The sequence below is a fragment of the Brevibacillus halotolerans genome (assembly GCF_026891775.1).
Lineage (GTDB): Bacteria > Bacillota > Bacilli > Brevibacillales > Brevibacillaceae > Brevibacillus_B > Brevibacillus_B halotolerans.
On record NZ_JAPTNK010000015.1, the window covers coordinates 15,896 to 40,111 of the forward strand.

Sequence of the window (24,216 nt, forward strand, 5' to 3'; positions counted from 1 at the left end):
CTCCTAATAAAATATGAAAAGGTGAAAAAAGAAGAGAGACCAGCATCTGATCTCTCCTCTTTTGTACTCCATATTAGCATTCTGCTGACGACCCAACACTCTCTTAGAAATGAAAACCTACTTGTGTTCTTCTAATTTAAGTTGGGATAGCGCGCTATCTAACTCCTGCGCTATTTTACTTAATCCGTCAACAGAAACTAAAATTTCTTGGTAAGAAGCTAACTGATTATCTGACTTGACCTGGATGTTTTCTGCTGATTTTGTGTTTTTACGTGCATTCTCCGATACTTGTTTTACCACAGAGGTAACCTCTTCTGTTTCAGCTGCCATTTGTTGCGTGGAAGCAGATACCTCTTGCATACGGTCGGATACCTCTGTACTCGCCTGAACCATATGGCGGAATATCTCACCTGTTTCTTGCACGATTTTCACACCATCCAACACGTGCGCAGAACCTTGGCGAATAGAGATTACTGCTGTATTTGTACGTTCCTGAATCTCTTTGATGAGCTGGCTGATTTCTTCTGCCGATTGCTTAGATTGTTCCGCTAGTTTTCGTACCTCATCTGCAACAACTGAGAAGCCTCGACCGTGTTCACCTGCTCGTTGGGCTTCAATAGCTGCATTTAAAGCAAGTAAATTCGTCTGGTTTGCAATTTCGGAAATCATTTTGACAATCTCACCAATTTTACCTGACTGAGATTGTAGAACATCAATAATATTTTCAGATTCCTCTACAGAGTACTGAATGAGCTGCATTTGATCTGCCACTTTAGTGACAGAGTATTGACCGGACTCTGCCTGATCTTTCATGTTCAAAGATGTGTGATGAACCTCTGTTGAATTATTGGCGATGCTTTCAACACTAACCACCATCTCATCCAACGATTTCACACATTCTGTTGTAGCTATATTTTGCAGATTGGTGTGCTGGAACATTTCTTGGATGTTATCTGTAATGGTTGTAGCATGCTGATTATTTTCTTCCATAATCGTATGTAATTGCTGTGAGTTTTTCACTAGCTGATTCGAGGATTCGCGGATCGTCATCATAATCGTGCGCATATTTTCTGCCATTTGATTAAATTTGTTATTTACCTGACCCAACTCGTCCTTTCCTTCGCGCAAACGAACATCTAAATTTCCTCTGCTCATTTCATTAATACCACGCATAAGCTCTTGAATGGGTTTAAAGGTACGATTCACAATCAAATATTGGAAAACTACATTGATAAGGAGCAAAAAGAACAGCAATATGGAAGAGTTCAGCAATAGCGCGTCCTGCCCATTGGTCACCATACTAGCATCAACATCCATACCAAAATAAGCAACAACGTTTCCACTGTTGTCCATGATTGGATGAAGAGCCGAGATCCAAGTACCTAACTCATCATCATAAATAGAAGTTATCGTATCTTGTTTGGCATTGACAAGATTCTGAACTCCCTTCACAATGACGTCTGGCTGAGGGAGCATATCTCCCAATTTAATTCCTTCTGATTTCATAAACTCGTGAATTGGAGTTGGCTGAGCAATAATAGAAGTCTGATTTCCCTCTTTCAATTCCACTCCAAAAACATACGCCTGTTTAATCTGAGGATGCTCTTTACTGATCTGGTCAAGCCCCTCTGTCAGTTTCTTCTGGATGGAAGCATTCAAATCAGGATTTCTAACAGCCTCATCTATGTCTTCCGCAGAAACATGTACAGATTGTGACTGTAACAAGGCTCGCGTATCTTTTTCTAGCATTTCAATAAGGACTTGCCCTTGAATAACGAAACTTGCTAGGATTAATACAGCACCGATCAACATAGTATTAAGAACTGTAAACAATAAATTCCTAGTAGATATTTTCATGTTGGAAAACAACTCTTTCCCCTCTCTTTCTTTTCCCTGCTTCTAGAAATATGTAAAATAGGGCGCTATCCCTAGTATCGGTATGAAATCACAAAAGCTTTAATTTCTATATGTTAAAAAAATCAAGTCTTTTTTCACTTACACGTACCATTTTTGCCATTGCATAAAAAATTCACTGGTAGGATGTATAGGACTAGCTATGGAGAAAAGAGCATAAAGGCTTATTTCATAACGATTTAGCTTGATGTAAAGCAAGCCAAATAGCACAAAGACAAAGTCAGTGTGCTTGGTTATTGAAGCTTTTCCTAAATGAAAGATTGATAACATTTCATAAAAATGACAAAATTACACTGCACTTTTTTAGTTACAGGTTACGATAGGTGATCCTTTTTTGGATAGGTTTAACATAAACCTTTCGCTCCTTTAATGAGTATTTTCATCTCATCAAAATATCATTTCTGCTTTCTCACCTTGTCGACTCCGGTAAGATGGAATCGTACCTGCTGGCTCCGCTGCCTTTATCGCTCTTACAACCGCTTCTGCCAGTACTTCTGCTGCTAATGCACCGATTACATCCACAGAAGCCTGTACTTCTCCTGTTCCAATCGCAAATATCGTATCCCCGTCATGCATGGTGTGAATGGGATAAATTGTGCGGGCTAGTCCATCATGTGCCATTTGAGCAACCTTATTCGCTTCTGATTTGGTTAAGGTAGCATTACAAGCTACTACGCCAATCGTGGTATTCGCTCCAGTTGGAATGAAATGAAAGCTAGCTTTTTCCATACAATCATAGATATCTAGTAACTCCTCGTTTTCCCCGCGCACACCTGCAAGTCTTTCTCCAGTTACAGGACACCGTACCTCTCCAACTGCATTCACAGCAACAATTGCTCCAATTACTAGCCCGTTACCCAGCTCACGGGACGCCGTGCCTAGCCCCCCTTTCATCGCGCGTTCAAAACCGGCCATTTTTCCAACAGTAGCTCCACAGCCCGCTCCAATATTTCCCTCAGCAAACACCTGTTCACTCGCCTGCTTTGCCGCTTCATAGCCCATAGCCATGGTAGGTCGGATCGAAGCATCCCCGATAGCAAGATCAAATAATACTGCTGCTGGTACAATCGGCACTTTTGCAACTTTCACATCAAGTCCAATTCCCTGCTCCTCTAAATAACGCATTACCCCACTAGCTGCATCCAAGCCAAACGCGCTTCCCCCAGACAAGCATATCGCATGGACTTGATCTACTTTATTGATCGGTGAAAGCAAATCAGTCTCACGGGTACCTGGAGCTGAGCCACGAACGTCGACTCCGCATACTGCACCTTCCTCCATTAGAAGTACGGTACAGCCTGTCAGTGCTTCCTCATCTTGTTGATGACCTACCTTGATTCCTTTTATATCGACAATTGAACCTATTGTAGCAGTCATAGCTTACATCTTCTCCCTTTGTATATGAAATAACTCTTAACAGACGAGTAAAAAGCCCGTTTCTTGCAGAGCTTTCGTTTCTCTAATTTTTTAGACGTTATTTTATTACTTGTAATCTTTCCTTACAAACCGAATAAAACCAGACAATCCTTGTAAAAATAAGGTAGAAATCTCTAAAGAGGATGCGAGAGTCATCAAGAAATATGTATTAGAGAGGATTGATTACGATTTCTCACTTACAAAACATTCCGCAACCAAAAACCTTTGGTCCCCTTGGAAATTTACCTTTAATCAATCCAGAGATGCCAATTCAATCCATCATGAAGCTAGCCAATGAACTTGGTCCTATCTTCCGGCTGGAATACCCTGGAGGCCGCGTTAGCATCTATATTTCCAATCATAAGTTGGTAGCAGAGGCTTGTGATGAATCCCGTTTTGATAAGAATGTATGGCCTCCCTTGCAAAAAGTAAGAACATTTGCAGGCGATGGTCTGTTTACTAGCTCAACGGATGAGCCCAATTGGCAAAAAGCTCATAATATCCTGCTCCCAAGCTTTAGCCAAAGAGCCATGCAAGGGTACCATTCCATGATGGTAGACATTGCTGTACAGCTTATCCAGAAATGGGCGCGCCTTAACCCGGATGAAAGCATTGACGTACCTGAGGATATGACAAGGCTTACTTTGGATACCATTGGGTTGTGCGGCTTTAATTATCGGTTTAATAGCTTTTATCGAGAACAACCGCATCCCTTTATTACCAGCATGGTTCGTGCGCTGGATGAAGCAATGAGCCAGCTACAGCGCCTAGAAATTAAAGATAAATTGATGGTTATTACAAAACGTCAATTTAAACATGATATACAAGCCATGTTTACCCTTGTGGATAAAATAATAGCAGAACGTAAAGAGCACGAGGATCATGATGCAAACGATTTACTTTCCCATATGCTAAAGGGAAAAGACCCCCAAACGGGCGAAGGCTTGGATGACGAAAATATTCGCTATCAGATTATTACTTTCTTAATTGCTGGTCATGAAACCACAAGCGGTCTCTTATCCTTTGCTTTATACTTTCTATTAAAGAACCCGGATAAGCTTCAAAAGGCATATGAAGAGGTAGACCGTGTCTTAACTGGTTCTACTCCAACTTATACTGAAGTGCGAAATCTTACGTACATATCGATGATTTTAAATGAGTCTCTTCGTCTGTGGCCAACAGCTCCTGCCTTCTCTCTTTACGCGAAGGAAGACACACTGCTGGATGGAAAATATCCTTTGAAAAAAGGCGAAAGTGTCAATGTACTCATTCCTACACTTCATCGGGATACAAGCGTCTGGGGAGATAATGTCGAGGAGTTTCGCCCTGAGCGCTTTGAAGACCCTAGTCAAATCCCCTATGATGCGTATAAACCATTTGGAAACGGGCAGCGAGCCTGCATAGGACAGCAATTCGCGCTTCAAGAGGCGACCTTAGTACTTGGTATGATTTTAAAGTACTTTGACATCATTGACCATAATCATTATCAGCTAAAAATTAAAGAAACACTAACTTTAAAACCTGAAGGCTTTTCCATACGTGTCCGTTTACGCACGAATGAACTCTCCTTTCAAATTACCGGAAAAGAGAAGGAACGCGAAAAAACACAAGCGCAGCCAACAACCTCTACCACCGTTGACGCACATAATACGCCCTTGCTAGTGCTATATGGTTCCAATCTTGGCACTGCAGAGGGGATTGCAAGAGAACTTGCAGAGGATGCACGTTTCCAAGGATTCAAGAGCAAGGTTGCTCCTTTAAATGATTATTTAGGTAAGCTACCCAAAGAAGGAGCCGTATTTATTATTACCTCCTCTTATAACGGAAAACCACCGAGTAATGCCAAAGACTTTGTACAATGGCTAAAAGAAGCAGAGCCTGGAGAATTTACAGGGGTCAACTATACTGTATTCGGATGTGGCGACCATAATTGGGCCAGCACATACCAGCAGGTTCCTCACCTGATTGATAAGCAGCTCGAAACAAAAGGTGCGACACGGCTAATGAAGCAGGGAGAGGGTGACGCTAGCGGAGATTTTGAGAAACAACTTGAGGATTGGCGTCATCAATTGTGGCCTAGTGTCATGAACGCTTTAGGGCTCAAGATCAACGAAAATCGGGAGCGAGAGCGCAGCACGCTTTCTGTTCAATATGTTAATGGAATTGCGGGAGTTCCACTCGCTGAGTCCTATGATGCTCTTCGTTCGTACGTTACAGAGAATAGAGAGCTTCAGGGAGAAACTAGCGAACGTAGCACTCGTCATATCGAGATAGCTATTCCAGCAGGAGTCCATTACCACGAGGGGGATCATTTAGGTGTTCTGCCCAAAAACTGTCCTCAGCTAGTGGAACGTATTGTACATCGGTTTGGTTTGAATGGTAACGATTATCTAATTCTTAGTGGCAGTGGACGCAGTGCAGCGCATCTTCCGCTGGATCGTCCGGTAAGTGTATATGATCTGCTAAGTCATAGCGTAGAATTACAGGAAGCAGCAACCCGTGCTCAACTACGCGAACTTGCTGCTTATACAACCTGCCCACCTCATAAACGGGAATTGGAAGCCTTACTTGAAGAGGATACCTACAAAACCAATATAATGAATAAACGCATATCCATGTTTAATCTTATGGAACAGTATCCCGCCTGTGAATTACCTTTCGAACGCTTTTTAGAGCTTCTTCCACCTTTAAAAGCTCGTTACTATTCCATTTCCAGCTCCCCTCATCTCTTGCCAGATCGTACTAGCATAACGGTGAGCGTAGTGCGCGGCCCAGCCTGGAGTGGGCATGGGGAGTATCGAGGTGTTGCCTCAAATTATCTAGCCGATCTAAAGCCAAATGATCCTGTTGTTATATTTGTACGCACACCAGAATCTCACTTCACGCTACCTACAAATACAGAAACACCTCTTATCATGATCGGACCTGGTACCGGGGTTGCACCATTCCGGGGATTTCTTCAGGCACGAAAGCACTATCAGCAACAAGGAAAACAGCTTGGTGAAGCCCATCTTTACTTTGGTGCCCGCCATCCGCAACAGGATTACTTGTATCAAGAAGAGTTTGCGCAATATGAAAAAGAAGGTATCGTGACCATTCATACCGCTTTTTCACGAGTAGAGGGCCAGCCGAAAACCTATGTTCAGCATCTCATGAAACAAAATGAACAAGAGTTGATTCGTCTTCTAGATCAGGGAGCTCGACTTTATGTATGTGGGGATGGGAGTCGAATGGCTCCTGATGTGGAAGCCACGCTGATTTCATCCTATCAAGCAATTCATTCGGTAAGCAAAGAAGAAGCCCAAGCTTGGCTCGATAAGCTTCAACGGGATGAACAATATGTAAAGGATGTTTGGACAGGTGCATGATAAGGGCTTTTAAATCCCTTCTTCCCATCAGATAAAAAGATAGACCATTAACACCCGTGAAAAGAAGCACTCAGCAAAAAGTAGCTGGGTGCTTTTCACATTGCATAGATATTCATTTGGGACTGGGATTAACTCAACTGAGTAACACCTACTCTTTTCGACCGAACAGAGATAAGCCCCCAAAAAAGGGATAAGATCTATAGATAGGACAGTGATAGTAGATCATGTAATACACAGAGCCTAGGCGAACGTCATCACTACAAGTATTTGGGTGAAACACCCCGTTAATTCGTTTAGTCAGGACAGGGCATAGCGTCATTTACTATAAAGAACATATTACTTCCAAAGTGGGGGGGTAAAAACATGAAAAGAAAAAGTAAGAAGCCAATTATTCAACAAGTATATTACGACGGGTATGTGAATCCATACGATGATCCGTATTTCCAATTTGACCCATTCGTACCACGGCATCCTGACCACCGTGAGAGATGTATCAGAGAATGGCGAAGATGCGAAAGACGCTGTCACCACATGTTCGGACACGATAATGTCCGATGCAACAGAAGATGTCATCGAGAATTTCGAGATTGTTTACATTTCCATCACAGAAGATAACTTATCCAAGTTTTATTGTCTATCAATATGAAGAAGAGGGCGGTCGTCAAGTAATTCCCGCCCTCTTTTCATCGTAAAATAGCGTGTAAGCGTCCACAAATTTAGTAGACGAAGTACAACGAGATGTCCGTCCAATATGTGTAACAAATGTGGAGCTGTTGTAAAACAATCCTTTTTGTAAATATTATACATAATCAAGTTTTCACCATCAGTAAACCATCAAAAAAAACAGTGTAATGTTTCTTTTTTAAATGAGCCTGATCTGGCTTTTGATAGTAAATTATTGTAATAATAATCCAATTAGCCATTAAAAATATTCAATATTCGCTCGCCGTATTTTTCAACTTTAACTTGTCCAAAGCCTTTAACAGTAAGTAGCTCTTCTTTGGTTCTCGGATATTTCGCTATCATATCTTCCATCTCATTATTATTGAAGATGTAGTAAGCCTTGATGTTCTCTTCTCTTGAAGTTTGAAGCCTGTACGATTTTAGTTCTTCACGAAGTAAAGTTTCATCCCTCTTTTGAAAATCCTCTTGCGAAAACCGATATTTTGCAACGAAATCCATCTGCTTTGGTGTATGTAGCCTGACTAGCAAATTTGAAATTGCATACATATCCTTCTCAGCTAAGTCATATGTATTTGATTTATCATTCTGGTATTTTTCCAGCGTTGCTTTAATTTGATCGTATTTGATAATTGAGTTTTCTATCTCAGCAGGGCAACTATATTTATTAATAATGGTTTTGGGATTAGCCATGACTACAAGAGATAAAATTGGTATATTGCTGATTTTCAATTCTTTTGACAAGACATGTTTTATAATATCGATATGCCTTGCATTTTGAGTTACAGGACTATAAATTCCCTCTACAATTTCTTTTCCATATCTAAGTTTTATGGTTCTTACAAAGTTACCTTCTTGGTCAATCGAGATATTTCCACTTAATTTCTTCGTTTCTAAAATACAGATAAACTTATTAGAAATGACAACGAAGTCAAGCTGAGCAACATAATCCTCATACTCTACCCTTACATCGTGTAAACACAAAATTGGCAGGAATGAATTTTTTAGTTCAAAGTAGACATTATTCTCGCCAGCAAGTCCATATGTAAGAGACTTAATATCCCTCTCAATGTAATCCTTCTTTTCTCCATCTGCAACCTTGTTTAAAAGCTCATTAAGGGCAGAAAGCTGAGGATTATCTTTTGAGAAATCCTTAACAAATGTCGGACTTTGGATTGTCCTTTTTTGACCAAATAATTTATTGAATATAGACATATACGCTTCCCCTTGAAAATTTGATTAATTTTAGGACAAAAGTAAAAGCATTATCCTTATTTGATAGTAAGATTATACCATATAATTACTAATTAAGTTTGTTATTCCCATCTTATATAAGCCTGCTGTACTAATTATTTCGTAGCATTTAAAATCGAAGGACTTCTCTTCTAATTGATTACCCTAATTTTGTCACACACATAGAACCTATGACTAAAAGGTATCAATCCCACAGAACCCTATAAAAGGATAGCTGAGGTTCTTTATTCTACTTGACTATTCCCTAAAACTGTAGCAACGATAAATAAGCGAGACTATTTAGCATGCTCTACCTCTTGGTAGGGCGTTTTATTCGCGTAAATCGTCGATGATCTCTATGACCTCTATATGTGTCCAATACTCTTACGGTTTTCCGTGGAGGTCAGTGATAAACGTTAATGCTTTATCTTTAGGCGCCCCGAAGCTTCGTTCAATCCGTTTACGATACAATCGTTCGTTCAGTTCGCTTTAATGCCGCTGTCTGCTTTGGGTCAAATAAAACGTAGGGTCTTCCGCATACTATAGTCATCGCGATACCTCCCACCCGATTTATCTTTTTTTAGATTTTATACTATTAAATTATTGCTCTTTTATTCGAAAAATTTGAAACACAGAAAATAATATAATAATATAAATAATGCTTAATACATAATTTAACAGCAGAGGAGATCATTTTTTATGAAGAAACTAATGGGTGTATTTCTTACAGCTACCTTAATCGTTGGAGGCTTGGTTACAATTTCTCCTAAGCCTACTTTTGCAACTTTGTGCAATCCTAATGGTAAGACGGATTGTCCAGTAGGTCCTCATCCTAAATGCCCACCAACTACTAGAGGGAATATGCAAGAGATTTGTGCATGGTAACCTTTTCTGAAAATTAAATCACTACACTTCTAAGAGGGATCGATTATATGAAAAAGATATTTACTATAGGAATTAGTGCCTTGATGATCTTATCAGTTTCTAGTGCCGCAATCGCTGCTGAACAACAAAGTTTCTGTCAGGTTGAGCAATGTGATCAAATAACTTAAGCTAATGCCTCCTTTAAAGGGAGGCTCTTTTATTCTTTTAGTTATTTACATTTATTTTTCTTTACTTACTATGGTCTCTCACTCCATTCATACGTACATAATCTGCATGCGGACTATAGCTCTCCATTTCCAGCCGTATCTCTTCTACAGTTTGAATGTAGATCAATAACCACTCTCACTAAATTCCCCAGTATAATCCAAATAAAAAACGCCAGCCCCGAAGGACTAGCGCAATGAAATCGTGAGTTTTATCCGCGAAGGTATTCTACTATTTTCTAACTTATCCTCCAGTTAAAGTTGATTCGCAATAAATATTCGGGGACACTTTGGGTCAAGCGATCTTTCCGACTAACTACGTAAAAAATACGGAGGTGAAAAGACCAACTTTATTGGAATGACGATGAAAAATTTATTGGAATCTCGACCGAGCCACAAGTAAAAATTGACGGGAACAGGACGCTTAGCTTAACGTGAAAACAGCGTAGGTATCGTCTTCAGCTAATCTTCGCCTCAATCCGCAGCTTATCCGCCACCATCGCGATAAATTCGCTGTTCGTAGGTTTTGCCTTGGTATTAGAAACCGTATAGCCAAACAAGCTAGAAATGGAATCCAGATTACCTCTTGACCAAGCCACCTCAATCGCATGACGGATTGCACGCTCTACACGACTGGCTGTTGTATTAAACTTTTTAGCAATATCCGGATATAGTACCTTTGTGATAGAACCCAATAGTTCAACATCGTTATAGACCATCGTAATCGCTTCTCGCAAATATAAATATCCTTTAATATGAGCAGGCACTCCGATCTCATGGATAATGCTGGTTATGTTGGCATCTAAATTACGTCCTTTATTTTGTATCATAGAAGAAGTTTTCATTACGGGGATAAAAGAGGTCTTGCTACCGATCATCTGACGAATTCGCTGTGCAAGAATGTCCATGTCAAAAGGCTTTAATATATAGTAAGATGCCCCAAGTTCTACCGCGCGCTTTGTAATCTCTTCTTGGCCAAATGCTGTCAGCATGATGATTTTAGGTTGAGGTGTTAGTCGCATCGCTTGAATTTGTTCTAATACAGCCAAGCCATCCAGATGAGGCATGATAATGTCCAAAATGATAATATCTGGAACGCGCTCTTGGACGATCTTTAATACATCATTTCCGTTATAAGCGACACCGCTTACGCTCATATCACTCTGAGTGTTAATATACTCTTCAAGAAGACCTACAAACTCACGATTGTCATCAGCTAATACTACGCTTATCTTACTCAAATTCGTTCCTCCTTACGCATTCGATCACAGTGCATGATCTAACACTTCTTTCCTGTGAAGAAGTACGTTTCTCTTGATTCCTTATGGTAAATTATTCGACAGGTCATTTTTAACTCCTGCCCATGACGAAAGATTGAATGATATCTCTGATGATTCGACAAATAAGAGTAAAAGGACCAATGATCAGATTTTTATAGAAGGGGTATCGTGTGATTTGCTGTAGAACTTTTGCTATCCTCCGTATTTGATTCATCAAAAACAAGAATGTAAAAAGGTCTCAAGCAAGCATTTAGCTCGCCTTGAGACCCATAGATTGTTGTTGTTTTATCGTCAAACCCGCATCCTGAAGCATCCATTCAATAAAACAACCATAGCCGGAAGTAGGATCATTGACGAATACATGCGTAACTGCTCCAACCACTTTCCCATCTTGAATAATAGGGCTGCCGCTCATACCTTGTACAATTCCACCTGTTTTTTCTAATAATCGCTTGTCATTAACCTTAATGATCATCCCTTTAGTTGCAGGAAAATGCTGTTTTACAACATTGACAATTTCAATCTCAAACTCTTCTACCTCTTGTCCATTCACGACTGTTAAAATTTTTGCTGGACCTTCTTTTACCTGCTCAGCTAATGCTACCGGCAATGGTTCATTTCGCTTTGCTCTTTTGGGTTTGTCATACATTTTTCCGAAAATGCCAAACGGGGTGTTTTTAGAAATGTTGCCTAACACTTCATTTTCATTGTAAAAGCGGGCGAATTTCTCACCTGGATTACCACTCTGCCCTTTCTCAATGGAAGTAACACTAGCCTGCACGATTTGTCCATCTCCCACAACGATAGGCTGTCCTGTATCTACATCTGAAATGACGTGACCAAGAGCTCCATATGCCTTTGATTCTGGCTCATAAAAAGTTAACGTACCCACACCTGCTGCGGAATCACGAATATAAAGTCCCATGCGATACTGATTATCTTTTTTGTCTTGTGCTGGTTTAAGTGTCAAAACGATCTTTTCTTTTCCACGTACAACCATGAGTTGAATAGATTGGTTCTTTGCACCAGCTTCATTTACAATCTTTTTGACTTCACTCATGTCATTAATGTACAGATCATTCATTTTGACAATCATATCTCCAACATGAATGCCAGATTTTTCACCAGGTGAAACTTTTTCTTTACCTGTATCAACCAAATGATGGCCAACTACAAGAACGCCAGCAGTCTGTAGCTTAACACCAATTGATTGTCCGCCAGGTATGACTTTCAGATCAGGGAGCACATTAACCTTAACTTCTTTAATGGGAAGCTTGCCAACTCGCCATTGCAGACGAGCCTGCCCTACTTTTTTGGGTGCCACTTGCAATGGTTGGCTAAAATCGACGTGTACTTCACGGGCTTCTATTCCGTTTACTTGCAAAATTTCGGGGTTACTGTTTACTAGTGTTCCCATTACAGGTACGGAAAGCTTTAATTGGCTAAGGGAACCTTCAAACAACCGTAGTTCTTTGGGTAAAGAGGTTACATCATGAAAGGGGGTTGAAGTAACAATAAACGCGGTCAAGAGTAAGAGCAGAGATCCAATCCATTTTCTTTTGTGATTTCGTATCACCCAGCAATCACTCCTAGCTTCCCTACCTACACCTACAGCTACACCTCACTTACTAATATTTAATGTTACCTGCACGCCACCTGTTTATAACACCAAAAAGCTGTCAATTTCAATTGACAGCTTTCCGCTCTTCTCCAAGGAGAATCATTTCCTTAGCATGTTCTTTTGTTTTCTCTGTAACTTCAGCTCCGCCAAGCATACGAGCAAGCTCGTTCACACGCTCTTCCGAAGACATGAGGACAACCGTTGTGCTGGTCTCCTGTTCATCCATCTGCTTTTGAATATAAAAATGGGCATCCGCCATAGAAGCTACTTGCGGTAAATGCGTAATACATAACACTTGACGATGTTTCGCTACTCGTGCCAATTTTTCCGCAATAGCTTGAGCAGCTCGACCGCTTACACCCGTATCTACCTCGTCAAAGATCAGAGTACCCACCTGCTCGGTAGTAGCTAGTATGCTTTTAATCGCGAGCATGACACGGGATAATTCCCCTCCAGACGCAATCTTAGTTAAGGGGCGCAGAGGTTCACCTGGGTTCGGCGCAATCAAAAATTCTATCTCATCAATCCCGCGAGAACTCACCCTAACTCGATTCCCCTCAACCTCAATACCTCGCTCGTCTGGAATATGCTTAATCTCAATTGCAAAACGTGCTCGCTCCATATGCAATTCTTTTAGCTCATGCTCAATTAGGTTAGCAAGCTCTACTGCTAACTCACGGCGCAGCGTACTTAATTCCAGCGCCTCAATAGCTACATCAGCTTCGGCTTCACGGAGTGTTTTTTCCATTTGTTGCAAACGATCATCATAATGCTGGATTTCATCTAGTTCATCCTGTATGCCTGCTGCATATTCCAAAATCTCATCTACGGACTTACCATACTTGCGCTTTAATCCAGATAATTGGTCTAATCTGCCTTCTACTTCAGCTAGGATAGCAGGATCAAAATCCAAACGGTCCTTTATATGACGCAATTGTTGAACAGTGTCCTCTACCTGATAATAGGCACTTTGAATCGTTTCTACGATCGGAACTAGCTGTTCATCATATTGTTGTACCCGCTCCAATTCTCCCATAGCGTGCCCAAGCCAATCTTGTCCCCTCTGATCTCCATAAAGGGACATGTAAGCATCCTGTACACCAGCAAATATTTTTTCAATATTAGCCCACTTCTTACGTTGCTGCATGAGCTTCTCATCTTCACCAGGGATTAATTTTGCCGCTTCAATTTCATTTAACTGATAGCTTAATAGGTCAATGCGCTGCATTAATTCGCGCTCGTTTTTAGCCATTCGTGATAAATCCTGCATGGCTTTGCGATATTTTTGATATAAATGACTGAATTCCTGCTTTGTTCCAGCCAAGCGAGATTCTCCATAAGCATCGAGCCAGCGAATATGCTTATCTGATTGCATAAGCGCCTGATGATCATGCTGACCGTGTACGTTTACCAGCCACGGTCCTAATTCTCGTAACATGGCTAACGTAATTAGCTGGCCATTAACGCGAATGATGCTTTTACCCGTAGAGGAAATATCCCGACGTACAACCAGGATACCATCCGGGTCAACCTGAATGCCGAAGCTCTCACAGACGGCGTAAGCAGGGTGCCCTGGCTTACATTCGAACAGACCTTCTATCTCTGCCCGTTTTTCTCCGTAACGGATAAGCTCTGCTGAACTGCGATCACCGAGCAATTGCCCTAGCGCATCGATAATAATAGATTTACCTGCCCCTGTCTCTCCTGTCAGGATATTAAGCCCATGCCCAAAAGAGATCGTGGTGTGTTTGATAATCGCAAAATTGCGGATGGTTAGTTCGTGGATCATGCATACCCTTCCTTATAGCATGTCTAAGAAGCGTTGGGACACTTCTTTTGCATTCTCTTTGGTTCGACAAATGATTAAAATCGTATCATCACCGCAAACACAACCCATTATCTCATTCCAATGTAAATTGTCAATCAGAACAGCAACGGAATTAGCATTTCCTGGCATTGTCTTTAGTACGATCAGATTTTCAGAAAAATCAATGCTCACAAAGGAATCCAATAGCACGCGCTTCATTTTTTGCAATGGATTAAACTTTTGGTCCGTTGGTACAGAATATTTGTAACGGCCGTCACTCATCGGGATTTTTATCAAATGCAGTTCTTTAATATCACGTGAAACAGTTGCCTGTGTTACACTGTACCCGTTTGAACGCAGGTATTCTACGAGCTCATCCTGTGTTTCTATATCATTATTCATGATGATCTCTTTGATTTTGATGTGTCGTTGGCCTTTATTCATACATTTACTCCCATTCACCTTGTAATTTAGTTCGAATTAATTCATAAAAATTGCCCTGTGTCCATTTGATCAGCGGTGTAACATGCTTGGATTGCTCAATAAAAATCTCATCTCCGCCCTCTAAACGAGAACCAAATTGACCATCGATCGAAAGTCCAATCTTATCATGCACAGCATCTACCTCAATTCGAAGGCGCTGGTCTGATGCCAGTACGATAGGTCTCGCCGTCAAAGAATGAGAAGCTATTGGTGTAAGCAAAAGCATGGCAACATTTGGAGCTACAATGGGACCACCCGCTGCTAACGAATAGGCCGTAGAGCCAGTCGGGCTGGAGACAATAATCCCATCTCCACTAAAAGTTCCTACATAAAATCCATTTGAATAAACGGAACACTTAATGATCCGACAGAATGATCCCTTGGTGATCCCAATATCATTCATAGCTGTATAAGTGGCAAGTCGTTCACCTTGTCGGTACAACTCAGTGGTGAGCATACTTCGTTCTTCTGTATAGTATTGCCCGGATAGTAGCTTCTCTACGGCATCGGTTAGATTATCTGGCTCTGCCTCTGACAAAAAGCCTAATGTACCAAGATTAATACCGAGCACTGGTAAATTATGACCTGCAAGCTGCCGAGCGATACCGAGTAAGGTGCCATCTCCCCCAAGCACGCAAAGAATCTCCACATATTTTGAAAAGTCATAAAGGGGTATAGCCACATCTTCTCGACCGATCACTCCTGCTAAATCTTGTTCCAAATAAACTTTTGCCCCACGCGCTTCCAACAAGTATAATAACTCACGGGCGACCACGCGGGCTTTAGGCTTGCCCTTGTTCGCGATAATTCCAATGGACTTCACAGTGTCACCCCAGTATCTTTGATCATCTGCTCCTAGCAGGGATATTACGCGAATCTGATCCCCATGAATTCTTGCTGATCATCTCAGATGAGGGTTACTCGTTTGATTAATTTGAAACGAAGGATTCGCTTTAACATTTGTTCATCTTTATACAATTATACATATTTTTTTGCATAATGGATAGGGGGAGTAAGGCTTCCTTCCCATATTCAACAAGCTAAACATCGCATAAACCTGTTTCTTATTATGCAGATTATAATCTTTCCACATATTCCTTTGCTTCTTTAAGAGACAGCCCCAGTTCTATTCTTGCCTCTTTGATCGCTTCTATTTGTTTGCCTTCAGCAAGTAACCTATGTAGCTTTGCATTTATCGGATGATTCAGAACGACATTGTTATTTGGTTTTGTACTCTCAGAATAATTTGTAACTCCAACCTGAGCAGCAATTTGCTGTAGGATAACATTCATTCTTTTTAATTGATTTTGTAGCCGATTAACCTTTTCGACTAACAGTAATACAATGCAAACTAAAACCATTATTATCGTAAGTTCCATAACCTTCTCTCCTATTTTCTTTTTTAAGGACAACACTTAGCATCCTTATAAACAATGTAACATGGACAAATCAAATTTTCTTGTAAGAAACGTCTTTCAAAATGATTTTTATGACTTGAGGATAAAGAAAAAACCCCAAACTCATTAGAAAATGATTTGAGGTTCTGTTATTCATTTGCTTAACCTAACTCAATTGCCTATGTGCTTCCGCGACAACTTCTTCAATACGTGAAAGCCACCACGGCTCATCCTGTTCTACTACACGTTCATCAGCTTGCGGTTTATAAAGATGGAGCAGAAACTCAATATTTCCCTCTCCTCCCGTAATTGGCGAATAGCTGACACCATTTACTTGGAAGCCTAATGTCGTAGCAAATCCGGCGATTTCTTCTACGACTTGACGATGCACACTGGCATCCCGAACGATTCCATTTTTACCCACTTTTTCTTTACCTGCTTCAAATTGTGGTTTTACCAATGCTAGTACATGTCCACCTTCTTGTAAAAACGTGTACAGCACTGGCAGAATCAGCCTTAATGAAATAAATGATACATCTATCGAAGCCATGTTTGGCATTTCGTGTTCAAAAGTAGCCGGGTCCATATGACGAAAGTTCGTACGTTCCATGACAACGACTCGTTCATCCTGACGTAATTTCCATGCTAGTTGGTTGTAGCCTACGTCAATGGCATAAACCTTTCGTGCCCCATTTTGCAGGGCACAGTCCGTAAAGCCTCCTGTGGATGAACCAATATCCATCATAATCCGATCGGTTAAGTCAATTTGAAACTCTTTAATAGCCTTTTCCAGCTTAAGCCCACCCCGGCTTACATAGGGATGAATATTACCTTTTACTTGAATAGCAACATCCTCTGGAAATTTTGTACCTGGTTTATCGCATCTTTCACCCGCAACAATAACAAGCCCTGCCATAACAGCTCGTTTTGCCTTTTCTCGGGTCTCATACAGACCTCGATCTGCAAGTAAGACATCTAATCGTTCTTTTTTCATAGTCGTTATTAAGCCCTCTGTTTATTTACTGGTAGCAAGGAGCGTACACGTGCAGCGATCGCTTCCGCTGTTAAACTGATTTCTTGTCGTTGCTCCTTAACACTTCCATGCTCAACAAAATAATCGGGAATCCCCATCGGTTCCACTACCATATTATGGTATCCTTGTTCAGCATAAAATTCCATGACTGCACTGCCAAAGCCGCCTTGTACACAGCCCTCTTCTACAGTAACAATATCCATATTTTCCTTAGCAAGACGCAAGAGCAATTCCTCGTCTAAGGGTTTACAAAAACGTGCATTGACAAACATCGGCATGATGCCATCCATTTGCAGTAGATTAATGGCTTTTTCAGCAACGTCATAAATATGCCCAAATGAAAGAACAGCTACGCCTTTCCCCTCTCTAACTACTTCCATCTGACCGATTGGAAGGGCCTTGAGCTCTTCATCCATTTTGACACCTAGACCGTTTCCGCGGGGATAGCGGAAGGAAATAGGGCCATCATATTCTGCCGCTGTTTTCATCATATGCTGCATTTCATTCTCATCTTTTGGAGCCATAATGACCATATTGGGAATAGCACGCATAAAAGCGATATCATAAACACCTTGGTGCGTCTCTCCATCAGCTCCAACCAAACCAGCACGGTCTACCGCAAAAACAACAGGTAGCTTCATTCGAGCAACATCATGGATTAACTGGTCATAGGCACGTTGCAAAAAGGTGGAATAAATTGCTAGGAACGGCTTTATTCCTTGTGTCGCCAGCCCAGCCGCGAATGTACAAGCATGTTGTTCAGCAATCCCTACATCAAACATTCGCTCAGGATATACGGAAGCATACTTTAAGAGACCAGAACCATCTGGCATAGCCGGTGTAATCGCTACAATACGATCGTCTTGCTGTGTTAGCTTAATTAACGTATCAGCAAATACACTCTTGTAGGCAGGCGCAGCAGCAACGGCTTTAATCATTTCACCAGATTCAATCTTATAGGTATCTGTTCCGTGCCATTTCATTGCGTTTTGTTCTGCTGGCAGATAGCCTTTTCCTTTTTTGGTGATCACATGTAATAAGACCGGTCCACGTGTATTCGCAGCTGTACGCAGTGAATCAATCACAAGCTCTAGGTTATGTCCATCAATAGGACCAATGTACGTAAAGCCCAGCTCTTCGAATAAAATACCGGATACAAGCATGTATTTCATGCTATCCTTGACCTTTTCAGCCAGTTGAGCCAATTTTCCCCCTACAGCGGGAATCGCCTTGAGTAGGCTTTCTACCTCATCCTTAGCTCTATTATAAATATGATCTGTACGTAATTTGCCCAGATAGTTATGCATAGCACCTACATTTGGCGCGATGGACATTTCATTATCATTTAAGACCACGATTACATTCTTCTTCTCATGACCAATGTGATTTAAGGCTTCAAAAGCCATACCACCTGTCAATGCACCGTCTCCAATGACACCTATCACATGGTAATTTTCCTTCTTCAAATCGCGGGCGCTCGCCATGCCCATGGCACCTGACAACGAAGTGCTGCTATGCCCTGTTTCCCAAACATCATGAGCACTCTCCGCCATTTTTGGAAAACCGCACAATCCCTTATATTGACGCAGTGTCGGAAAATCATCTTTTCGTCCAGTTAAAATTTTGTGTACATAGGCTTGATGACCAACATCCCATAAAATTTTATCCTTTGGACTGTTAAAGCAATAGTGTAGTGCGATCGTTAGCTCCACAACTCCTAGGTTAGGAGCTAAATGTCCCCCTGTTTTAGAGAGGTTTTCTATCAGGAACCGACGAATTTCTTCGGACAACTGCTGTAATTGGGAGATTGTCAAATGCTTGAGATCATCTGGGCTCTTCATGTTTTCAAGCAACACTGTAACCCCTCGCTTTCACTAAGTCGCAAAACCTTCCATACTAATCATACATCATGCTTCACAAAAAATTACACGTACACGCATTATATCCTTTTCTTATGTAAAAAACCATAAGAGAGTAATGATATCTCTCTTTAGGCAAAAATCCTTTATGCTAGCTTACACGCTCCATCACATACTCCGCTAGTGCAAAGAGAGCAGGATGATTAATCTTTACTGCTACAAGCTCAGCTTGAGCCTCCTTCACAAGTAAAGCTAGACGTCGTTTGGATTCAGCAAGTCCAAGTAACGCAGGATAGGTTGCTTTCTCTTTACTCGCATCACTTCCTACAGCTTTACCAAGCAATGCCGCATCTCCCTCAACGTTTAAAATGTCATCTTTAATCTGGAAGGCTAGTCCGATCTTAACAGCATAATTAGTTAGGGCCTGCAATTGCTTTGGTGTTGCTTCTGCCAAATATCCTCCGCCTCGCAAGGCCGCAATCAGCAGATCGCCTGTTTTATGTAAGTGGATATACTCTAATTGCTCAAGGGAAAGCTGTTTGCCCTCTCCCATAATATCAGCCATCTGACCACCTACCATCCCTCGTTCACCGGCACGTTGCCCAAGTTCAGCTATCAATTGGACAGTTGTTTCAGCTTTAACCTCAGGATGATGTACATAAGAGCTAGCCACTAGGCCAAACGCTCTTGTCAGTAGGGCATCTCCTGCTAAAATAGCAGTGGCTTCACCAAATACCTTATGATTAGTCGGTTTACCCCTACGTAAATCATCATCATCCATAGCAGGGAGATCGTCATGGATCAATGAGTAAGTGTGAATCATTTCTAAGGCTATCGCATATGGAAGGCCACGTTCAATTGGTTGTTGAAACGCTTCCAGTACCGCTAGAACAAGAATGGGACGTAACCGCTTCCCACCAGCCATCAATGAGTAGTGCATTGATTCGTACAGTTCGCTAGGAACGCCTTCTGTAGATAGTGCTCTTGGTAATTCAGCTTCCAGTAATGCAATTTTTTCATTTAAATAATCCTTCAAACGAAAACTCATGCTAGTCCTCCTCTACATGGAACGGACGCTCGGATATGCTGCCGTCTTGGTCTACAAGCTGAATTACCTTGGCTTCAATTGCATCTAGCTTTGTTGCACATTGACGAGATAATTGAATTCCTTCTTGGTACAACTCAATCGCTCTCTCTAAAGGAACATCGCCTTCTTCTAGCTGACGCACCACATCTTCCAGCCGTTGCATTGCTTCTTCAAATAAAAGCTCTGTTTCCTGTGCTGCTTTTTTACGAGCCATGGTTCTCTTCCTTTCGCTCTATGTCTGTTACCGTTGTCATGATCTTCCCATCTTGATATCGTATCATGAGCTGATCTCCCACTTCAATTCCTTCAACAGATTTGATTAATGTATCGTCTTTATAGGATAGGCTAAAGCCACGTTGCATAACCCTTAACGGACTCAAGGCATCCAAATGCTGGACCAAAGACAGCCATGCTTGCCTTGATCTTTCCGTTTTTTGTTTCATATACTGTGTTAATTGGCTCTCCATTCGATTGACTTGGCCTCGTCCTTCTGCCACCTGTCGCTCCAATCGAATTTGTTTTAACCGTTTTTTCACATGGCTGAGTTGCTCACGTTTACCGACTACTTTCATTTTCACCATAGCACTAAGACGTAGCGTTACTTCGTCAATTCGTTGTCGTCGCTCCTCTACTCGGCGCAATGGATTTATTAGTCCATACGATTGCTGTAATCGTTGTAAATGGGTGCGCTTCTCTTGAAGCTGAGTTTGGAGAGCACGAGCCAGTCGATGATCTAGCTGTTTAATTCTCTCCAGCCACTCTAAATAATGAGGTACGGCTAACTCGGCTGCCGCCGTCGGAGTGGCCGCTCGGATATCAGCAACAAAGTCTGCAATTGTATAATCTGTCTCATGGCCAACTGCTGAGATTATAGGTATTTGAGAAGCTACAATCGCTCTGGCAACGGCCTCGTCATTAAATGCCCAAAGCTCTTCAATTGAACCTCCTCCTCGACCCACGATCATAACATCTACTTGATACTGATTGATATGTCTGATGGCACGGATGATAGAAGCAGGGGCCTCAACACCTTGTACAATTGCTGGAGCAAGCATAATTTCTGCTTGAGGGTACCTGCGCTTAATTGTAGTAATAATATCTCGTATTGCTGCTCCTGTAGGTGAAGTAACCACTCCGATTGTTTTCGGAAACAGCGGTAAAGCCCGCTTTCTTTCAGAAGCAAACAGACCTTCCTGCTGTAGTTTTTCTTTTAATTGTTCAAAAGCAAGGAACAAAGCCCCTATCCCATCGGGTTGTAATTCCCTTGCATATAATTGATATGCTCCGTCCCTTTCAAATACAGAAATGGAACCACGCACAATCGCTTTGGTTCCATTCTTCGGTATAAATGTAAGGAAACGGTTATAGCTAGCAAACATCACGATTTTAAGCCGTGAATCCTTGTCTTTTAACGTGAAGTACATATGACCGCTGTGATGATGCGTAAAGTTGGATATCTCTCCACGAACCCAAACATCAGCTAGCCTAAGATCTCCCTCCATCATACGCTTCACATAGCGGTTTAACTCCGCAACAGACATGACCTCTGCTGGCTTCATAAACGATCCCTTCCTCTATCTACAATTATACAGTTAGTTTACGCCTTGCCGAGATGACCGTATTCTGCATGAGCATTGTAATTGTCATTGGACCAACGCCACCTGGAACTGGAGTGATATGACTCGCTACTTCCTTCACTTCATCAAACAAAACATCTCCAGTCAGCTTGCCATCTAGGCGATTCATTCCAACATCAATGACAATAGCGCCATCTTTTACATGCTCTTTCTTGATTAAGTGAGCGATTCCTACTGCAACCACCAATATGTCTGCCTGACGAGTATGTTCCTCTAGGTTTTTCGTACGAGAATGACACATAGTAACCGTAGCATTTTCATGTAACAGTAATAAAGAAACAGGTTTCCCTACAATATTACTGCGACCGACTACTACAGCATGCTTACCCTCCATACTAATTCCTGTACTTTTAATCAGCTCAATTACACCATGTGGCGTGCAAGGAAGAAATGTCTCTTTGCCAATACATAAGTTCCCTACGCTGATCGGATGAAAGCCATCTACATCCTTTTCCGGGGAAATCGTATCAATAATCGCTTCCTCGTTCATATGCTTTGGTAAAGGTAATTGTACCAAAATACCATGAATGTTCGGATCTTGATTTAATTCCTTTACTAAATCTACTACTTCCTGTTGTGTTACATTACTTTCAAGACGAAATGACTTAGAGTAAATCCCCGTTTCCTCACACGCTTTGATTTTACCGTTCACATACGTTTGAGAAGCAGGATCATCACCAACTAAAACAACAGCCAAACCAGGTTGAATCCCTTTATCAACTAGTTCTGCCACCTCTTGTTTGATTCGTTCACGATATGATTTTGCAAACTCTTTACCATTGATTACTTGGGCTGTCATATTTGTCACTCCTCCATATTCGTTCATCTGTATACAGTAAGTGTAGCGGAAAGAGGATACAGGTGTAAAGACGAATTTTTTTAACAAAAAGACTTTTAATGTTCGCCTTTAGCTTTCATCCACCCTAGCATAGCCACACCATAGGCATTATCACCTGTATAAGCAGGATCACAGAAAAAGAGTTTGCCCTTAACCGCTGGATGTTCGAGTCGCTTAATCAAGCGTTCACGTATGTATAGGTTAGCAGCCACACCGCCTACAATCAGAACTTCTCGACCGTGGCCAGCCTCCATCGCATTGCGCAAGGCTTTTTCTAAACTGTTAGCCACGCACTGCTCCGTTGCACGTGCAATCTGAGCTGGTGTTGCCATTTTCTCTTTGATTGCTCGTAATAAAGCATTTTCTGGACCAGAGAAGCTAAAGGTAAGTTCTTTTACAGAAGAGGATACCCTGAACTCCTCTGTTGAGGTCTCTGCGCGATCTACCTCTTTTGCCAGTTCCTCCAGATAAGGGCCTGCAGGGAAAGGCAGTTTCAAAGCTACTCCTATACGATCTACTAGTTGTCCTGCATGCAGATCGATCGTTCCTCCAATGATATCTATCTGGTAGCCTGTTTCAATGCGTTTGCACGAAAGAATTTCACTGGTTCCTCCAGATAAATGGACAGCTAAAAATCGGTCATTAGCTGGTCGGTCATCAGCAGTAAACTCGCCTGCCGCGATGTGACCTTCCTGATGCGTTGTCAGATAAAGAGGGACACGCAAAAATAAAGAAAGTGATTTACCTAGACCTTCACCCACTTTAAAAACTGGCATGTAGGACCCGTCTTTCGGACGAGGTTTTTCACTCACACATATCCCCTTTACTTGATACTCTTGTAATTTTAGTTGATCACAAAGTTCAGGAAGGTTCATCACATGCTGAAAGACGGCTTCCGATTGTTGCAAACCCCGTTCTCCCTCTTTCACACGCAAGAGTTTTTTGGCTTCTGCGACAATCTCACCGTCTTCTGTAGCAAGGCAAAGCGATGTCCGATAATTGCTGGTGTCAATTCCTACCATCACGTTTTTCATTCGCTTCACCTATCATTTATTCTTGAGTTTCTACTCTTTCATTGCTTTGCAGATAATTAGACAGCACGCCATTCACAAAACGATAAGACTGATCGTCGCTAAACAGCTTCGCTAGCTCAATCGCTTCATTCACTATTACGCGGGCAGGTACTCCATCTTCAAACATCAATTCAAAAAAGGCAAGGCGTAAAATCGCTCGATCTACATTTGCAATACGATCCAATTGCCACCCACGCAGATATTGTTTTACTGCTTCATCAATGGAATCTAAATTATTTAATGCGCCTTCTACCAGGTACAAAAGGTATTTATTATCTTGTGAGCTGTCTTCCATTACCATCTGTAAAGCATGGTGTAGCTCAACCTCAGCCATGTCGATTTGAAAAAGGATTTGAACCGCTTTTTCGCGTGCAATTCTGCGTTTCATGTACTTAGTCACC

General features: G+C 41.6%; 19 protein-coding genes. 2 read left to right on the forward strand and 17 right to left on the reverse strand.

The genetic code is table 11. From position 1 onward, the window contains the following. Positions 1 to 117 precede the first annotated feature (117 nt). Together O0550_RS17470 and O0550_RS17475 are read right to left on the reverse strand one after the other, a co-directional pair. Positions 118 to 1,857, reverse strand: a complete 1,740-nt coding sequence (locus tag O0550_RS17470) for a methyl-accepting chemotaxis protein (protein WP_258426944.1) — start codon at positions 1,855 to 1,857, stop codon at positions 118 to 120. Between the two features lie 444 nt (positions 1,858 to 2,301). After that, positions 2,302 to 3,291, reverse strand: a complete 990-nt coding sequence (locus O0550_RS17475) for a P1 family peptidase (protein WP_258426945.1) — start codon at positions 3,289 to 3,291, stop codon at positions 2,302 to 2,304. 218 nt (positions 3,292 to 3,509) lie between these two features. On the opposite strand from O0550_RS17475, the gene O0550_RS17480 reads away from it, so the two are divergent. Next, on the forward strand, positions 3,510 to 6,698 hold the full coding sequence (locus tag O0550_RS17480) for a bifunctional cytochrome P450/NADPH--P450 reductase (protein ID WP_276565044.1): 3,189 nt from the start codon (positions 3,510 to 3,512) through the stop codon (positions 6,696 to 6,698). A 915-nt stretch (positions 6,699 to 7,613) separates the two neighbouring features. Here the strand turns inward: O0550_RS17480 and O0550_RS17485 are convergent. Then, the gene (locus O0550_RS17485) at positions 7,614 to 8,594 is read right to left on the reverse strand and encodes an HRDC domain-containing protein (protein WP_258426946.1); all 981 of its coding nucleotides are present in this window, start codon (positions 8,592 to 8,594) and stop codon (positions 7,614 to 7,616) included. Between the two features lie 717 nt (positions 8,595 to 9,311). On the opposite strand from O0550_RS17485, the gene O0550_RS17490 reads away from it, so the two are divergent. Then, positions 9,312 to 9,497, forward strand: coding sequence for a hypothetical protein (locus tag O0550_RS17490; RefSeq protein ID WP_003343892.1), 186 nt, complete (start codon positions 9,312 to 9,314; stop codon positions 9,495 to 9,497). Positions 9,498 to 10,158: 661 nt separating this feature from the next. Here O0550_RS17490 and spo0A read toward each other — a convergent pair. From spo0A to nusB, 14 genes are all read right to left on the reverse strand, one after another. Beyond that, positions 10,159 to 10,941 carry a sporulation transcription factor Spo0A gene (gene spo0A / locus O0550_RS17495; protein ID WP_003337874.1) on the reverse strand — a complete coding sequence of 261 codons (783 nt, stop codon included), beginning with the start codon at positions 10,939 to 10,941 and terminating at the stop codon, positions 10,159 to 10,161. A gap of 289 nt (positions 10,942 to 11,230) precedes the next feature. After that, positions 11,231 to 12,556 carry a SpoIVB peptidase gene (gene spoIVB, locus O0550_RS17500; protein WP_003337875.1) on the reverse strand — a complete coding sequence of 442 codons (1,326 nt, stop codon included), beginning with the start codon at positions 12,554 to 12,556 and terminating at the stop codon, positions 11,231 to 11,233. A gap of 109 nt (positions 12,557 to 12,665) precedes the next feature. Next, positions 12,666 to 14,390: a DNA repair protein RecN gene (gene recN, locus O0550_RS17505; RefSeq protein ID WP_258426947.1), complete on the reverse strand. Its 1,725-nt coding sequence runs from the start codon at positions 14,388 to 14,390 to the stop codon at positions 12,666 to 12,668. 12 nt (positions 14,391 to 14,402) lie between these two features. Next, on the reverse strand, positions 14,403 to 14,852 hold the full coding sequence (ahrC, locus tag O0550_RS17510; protein ID WP_003337877.1) for a transcriptional regulator AhrC/ArgR: 450 nt from the start codon (positions 14,850 to 14,852) through the stop codon (positions 14,403 to 14,405). A 4-nt stretch (positions 14,853 to 14,856) separates the two neighbouring features. After that, positions 14,857 to 15,714 (reverse strand): NAD(+)/NADH kinase, encoded by an 858-nt coding sequence (locus O0550_RS17515; protein WP_258426948.1) that lies wholly within the window; start codon positions 15,712 to 15,714, stop codon positions 14,857 to 14,859. A 253-nt stretch (positions 15,715 to 15,967) separates the two neighbouring features. Further along, complete coding sequence (locus O0550_RS17520; RefSeq protein WP_254068538.1) at positions 15,968 to 16,270, reverse strand: hypothetical protein; 303 nt, start codon at positions 16,268 to 16,270, stop codon at positions 15,968 to 15,970. A 184-nt stretch (positions 16,271 to 16,454) separates the two neighbouring features. Beyond that, on the reverse strand, positions 16,455 to 17,282 hold the full coding sequence (locus tag O0550_RS17525; protein ID WP_003337880.1) for a TlyA family RNA methyltransferase: 828 nt from the start codon (positions 17,280 to 17,282) through the stop codon (positions 16,455 to 16,457). Positions 17,283 to 17,290: 8 nt separating this feature from the next. Further along, positions 17,291 to 19,177, reverse strand: a complete 1,887-nt coding sequence (gene dxs / locus O0550_RS17530; RefSeq protein WP_035318886.1) for a 1-deoxy-D-xylulose-5-phosphate synthase — start codon at positions 19,175 to 19,177, stop codon at positions 17,291 to 17,293. A gap of 154 nt (positions 19,178 to 19,331) precedes the next feature. Then, positions 19,332 to 20,228 carry a polyprenyl synthetase family protein gene (locus O0550_RS17535; protein ID WP_003343904.1) on the reverse strand — a complete coding sequence of 299 codons (897 nt, stop codon included), beginning with the start codon at positions 20,226 to 20,228 and terminating at the stop codon, positions 19,332 to 19,334. 1 nt (position 20,229) lies between these two features. Continuing rightward, the gene (gene xseB / locus O0550_RS17540; protein ID WP_258426949.1) at positions 20,230 to 20,481 is read right to left on the reverse strand and encodes an exodeoxyribonuclease VII small subunit; all 252 of its coding nucleotides are present in this window, start codon (positions 20,479 to 20,481) and stop codon (positions 20,230 to 20,232) included. Then, positions 20,471 to 21,826 (reverse strand): exodeoxyribonuclease VII large subunit, encoded by a 1,356-nt coding sequence (gene xseA / locus O0550_RS17545; RefSeq protein ID WP_258426950.1) that lies wholly within the window; start codon positions 21,824 to 21,826, stop codon positions 20,471 to 20,473. Before xseA ends, xseB begins: the two co-directional genes overlap by 11 nt. Positions 21,827 to 21,851: 25 nt before the next feature. Next, positions 21,852 to 22,703: a bifunctional methylenetetrahydrofolate dehydrogenase/methenyltetrahydrofolate cyclohydrolase FolD gene (gene folD, locus O0550_RS17550; RefSeq protein ID WP_003337886.1), complete on the reverse strand. Its 852-nt coding sequence runs from the start codon at positions 22,701 to 22,703 to the stop codon at positions 21,852 to 21,854. A gap of 95 nt (positions 22,704 to 22,798) precedes the next feature. Next, positions 22,799 to 23,776, reverse strand: coding sequence for a tRNA (adenosine(37)-N6)-threonylcarbamoyltransferase complex transferase subunit TsaD (locus O0550_RS17555; RefSeq protein ID WP_003337887.1), 978 nt, complete (start codon positions 23,774 to 23,776; stop codon positions 22,799 to 22,801). Positions 23,777 to 23,792: 16 nt separating this feature from the next. Beyond that, positions 23,793 to 24,203, reverse strand: a complete 411-nt coding sequence (gene nusB, locus O0550_RS17560; protein ID WP_003337888.1) for a transcription antitermination factor NusB — start codon at positions 24,201 to 24,203, stop codon at positions 23,793 to 23,795. Positions 24,204 to 24,216: the final 13 nt, after the last annotated feature.

Coding starts and splice junctions, on each gene's coding strand:
- O0550_RS17490 (WP_003343892.1), top strand. CDS start 9,312: ATGAAGAAACTAATGGGTGTATTTCTTACAGCTACCTTAATCGTTGGA.
- O0550_RS17555 (WP_003337887.1), bottom strand. CDS start 23,776: ATGAAAAACGTGATGGTAGGAATTGACACCAGCAATTATCGGACATCG.
- O0550_RS17470 (WP_258426944.1), bottom strand. CDS start 1,857: ATGAAAATATCTACTAGGAATTTATTGTTTACAGTTCTTAATACTATG.
- O0550_RS17475 (WP_258426945.1), bottom strand. CDS start 3,291: ATGACTGCTACAATAGGTTCAATTGTCGATATAAAAGGAATCAAGGTA.
- nusB (WP_003337888.1), bottom strand. CDS start 24,203: ATGAAACGCAGAATTGCACGCGAAAAAGCGGTTCAAATCCTTTTTCAA.
- folD (WP_003337886.1), bottom strand. CDS start 22,703: ATGACAGCCCAAGTAATCAATGGTAAAGAGTTTGCAAAATCATATCGT.
- O0550_RS17535 (WP_003343904.1), bottom strand. CDS start 20,228: ATGAGTTTTCGTTTGAAGGATTATTTAAATGAAAAAATTGCATTACTG.
- O0550_RS17525 (WP_003337880.1), bottom strand. CDS start 17,282: ATGAAAAAAGAACGATTAGATGTCTTACTTGCAGATCGAGGTCTGTAT.
- O0550_RS17520 (WP_254068538.1), bottom strand. CDS start 16,270: ATGGAACTTACGATAATAATGGTTTTAGTTTGCATTGTATTACTGTTA.
- xseA (WP_258426950.1), bottom strand. CDS start 21,826: ATGAAGCCAGCAGAGGTCATGTCTGTTGCGGAGTTAAACCGCTATGTG.
- ahrC (WP_003337877.1), bottom strand. CDS start 14,852: ATGAATAAAGGCCAACGACACATCAAAATCAAAGAGATCATCATGAAT.
- xseB (WP_258426949.1), bottom strand. CDS start 20,481: ATGGCTCGTAAAAAAGCAGCACAGGAAACAGAGCTTTTATTTGAAGAA.
- recN (WP_258426947.1), bottom strand. CDS start 14,390: ATGATCCACGAACTAACCATCCGCAATTTTGCGATTATCAAACACACC.
- O0550_RS17485 (WP_258426946.1), bottom strand. CDS start 8,594: ATGTCTATATTCAATAAATTATTTGGTCAAAAAAGGACAATCCAAAGT.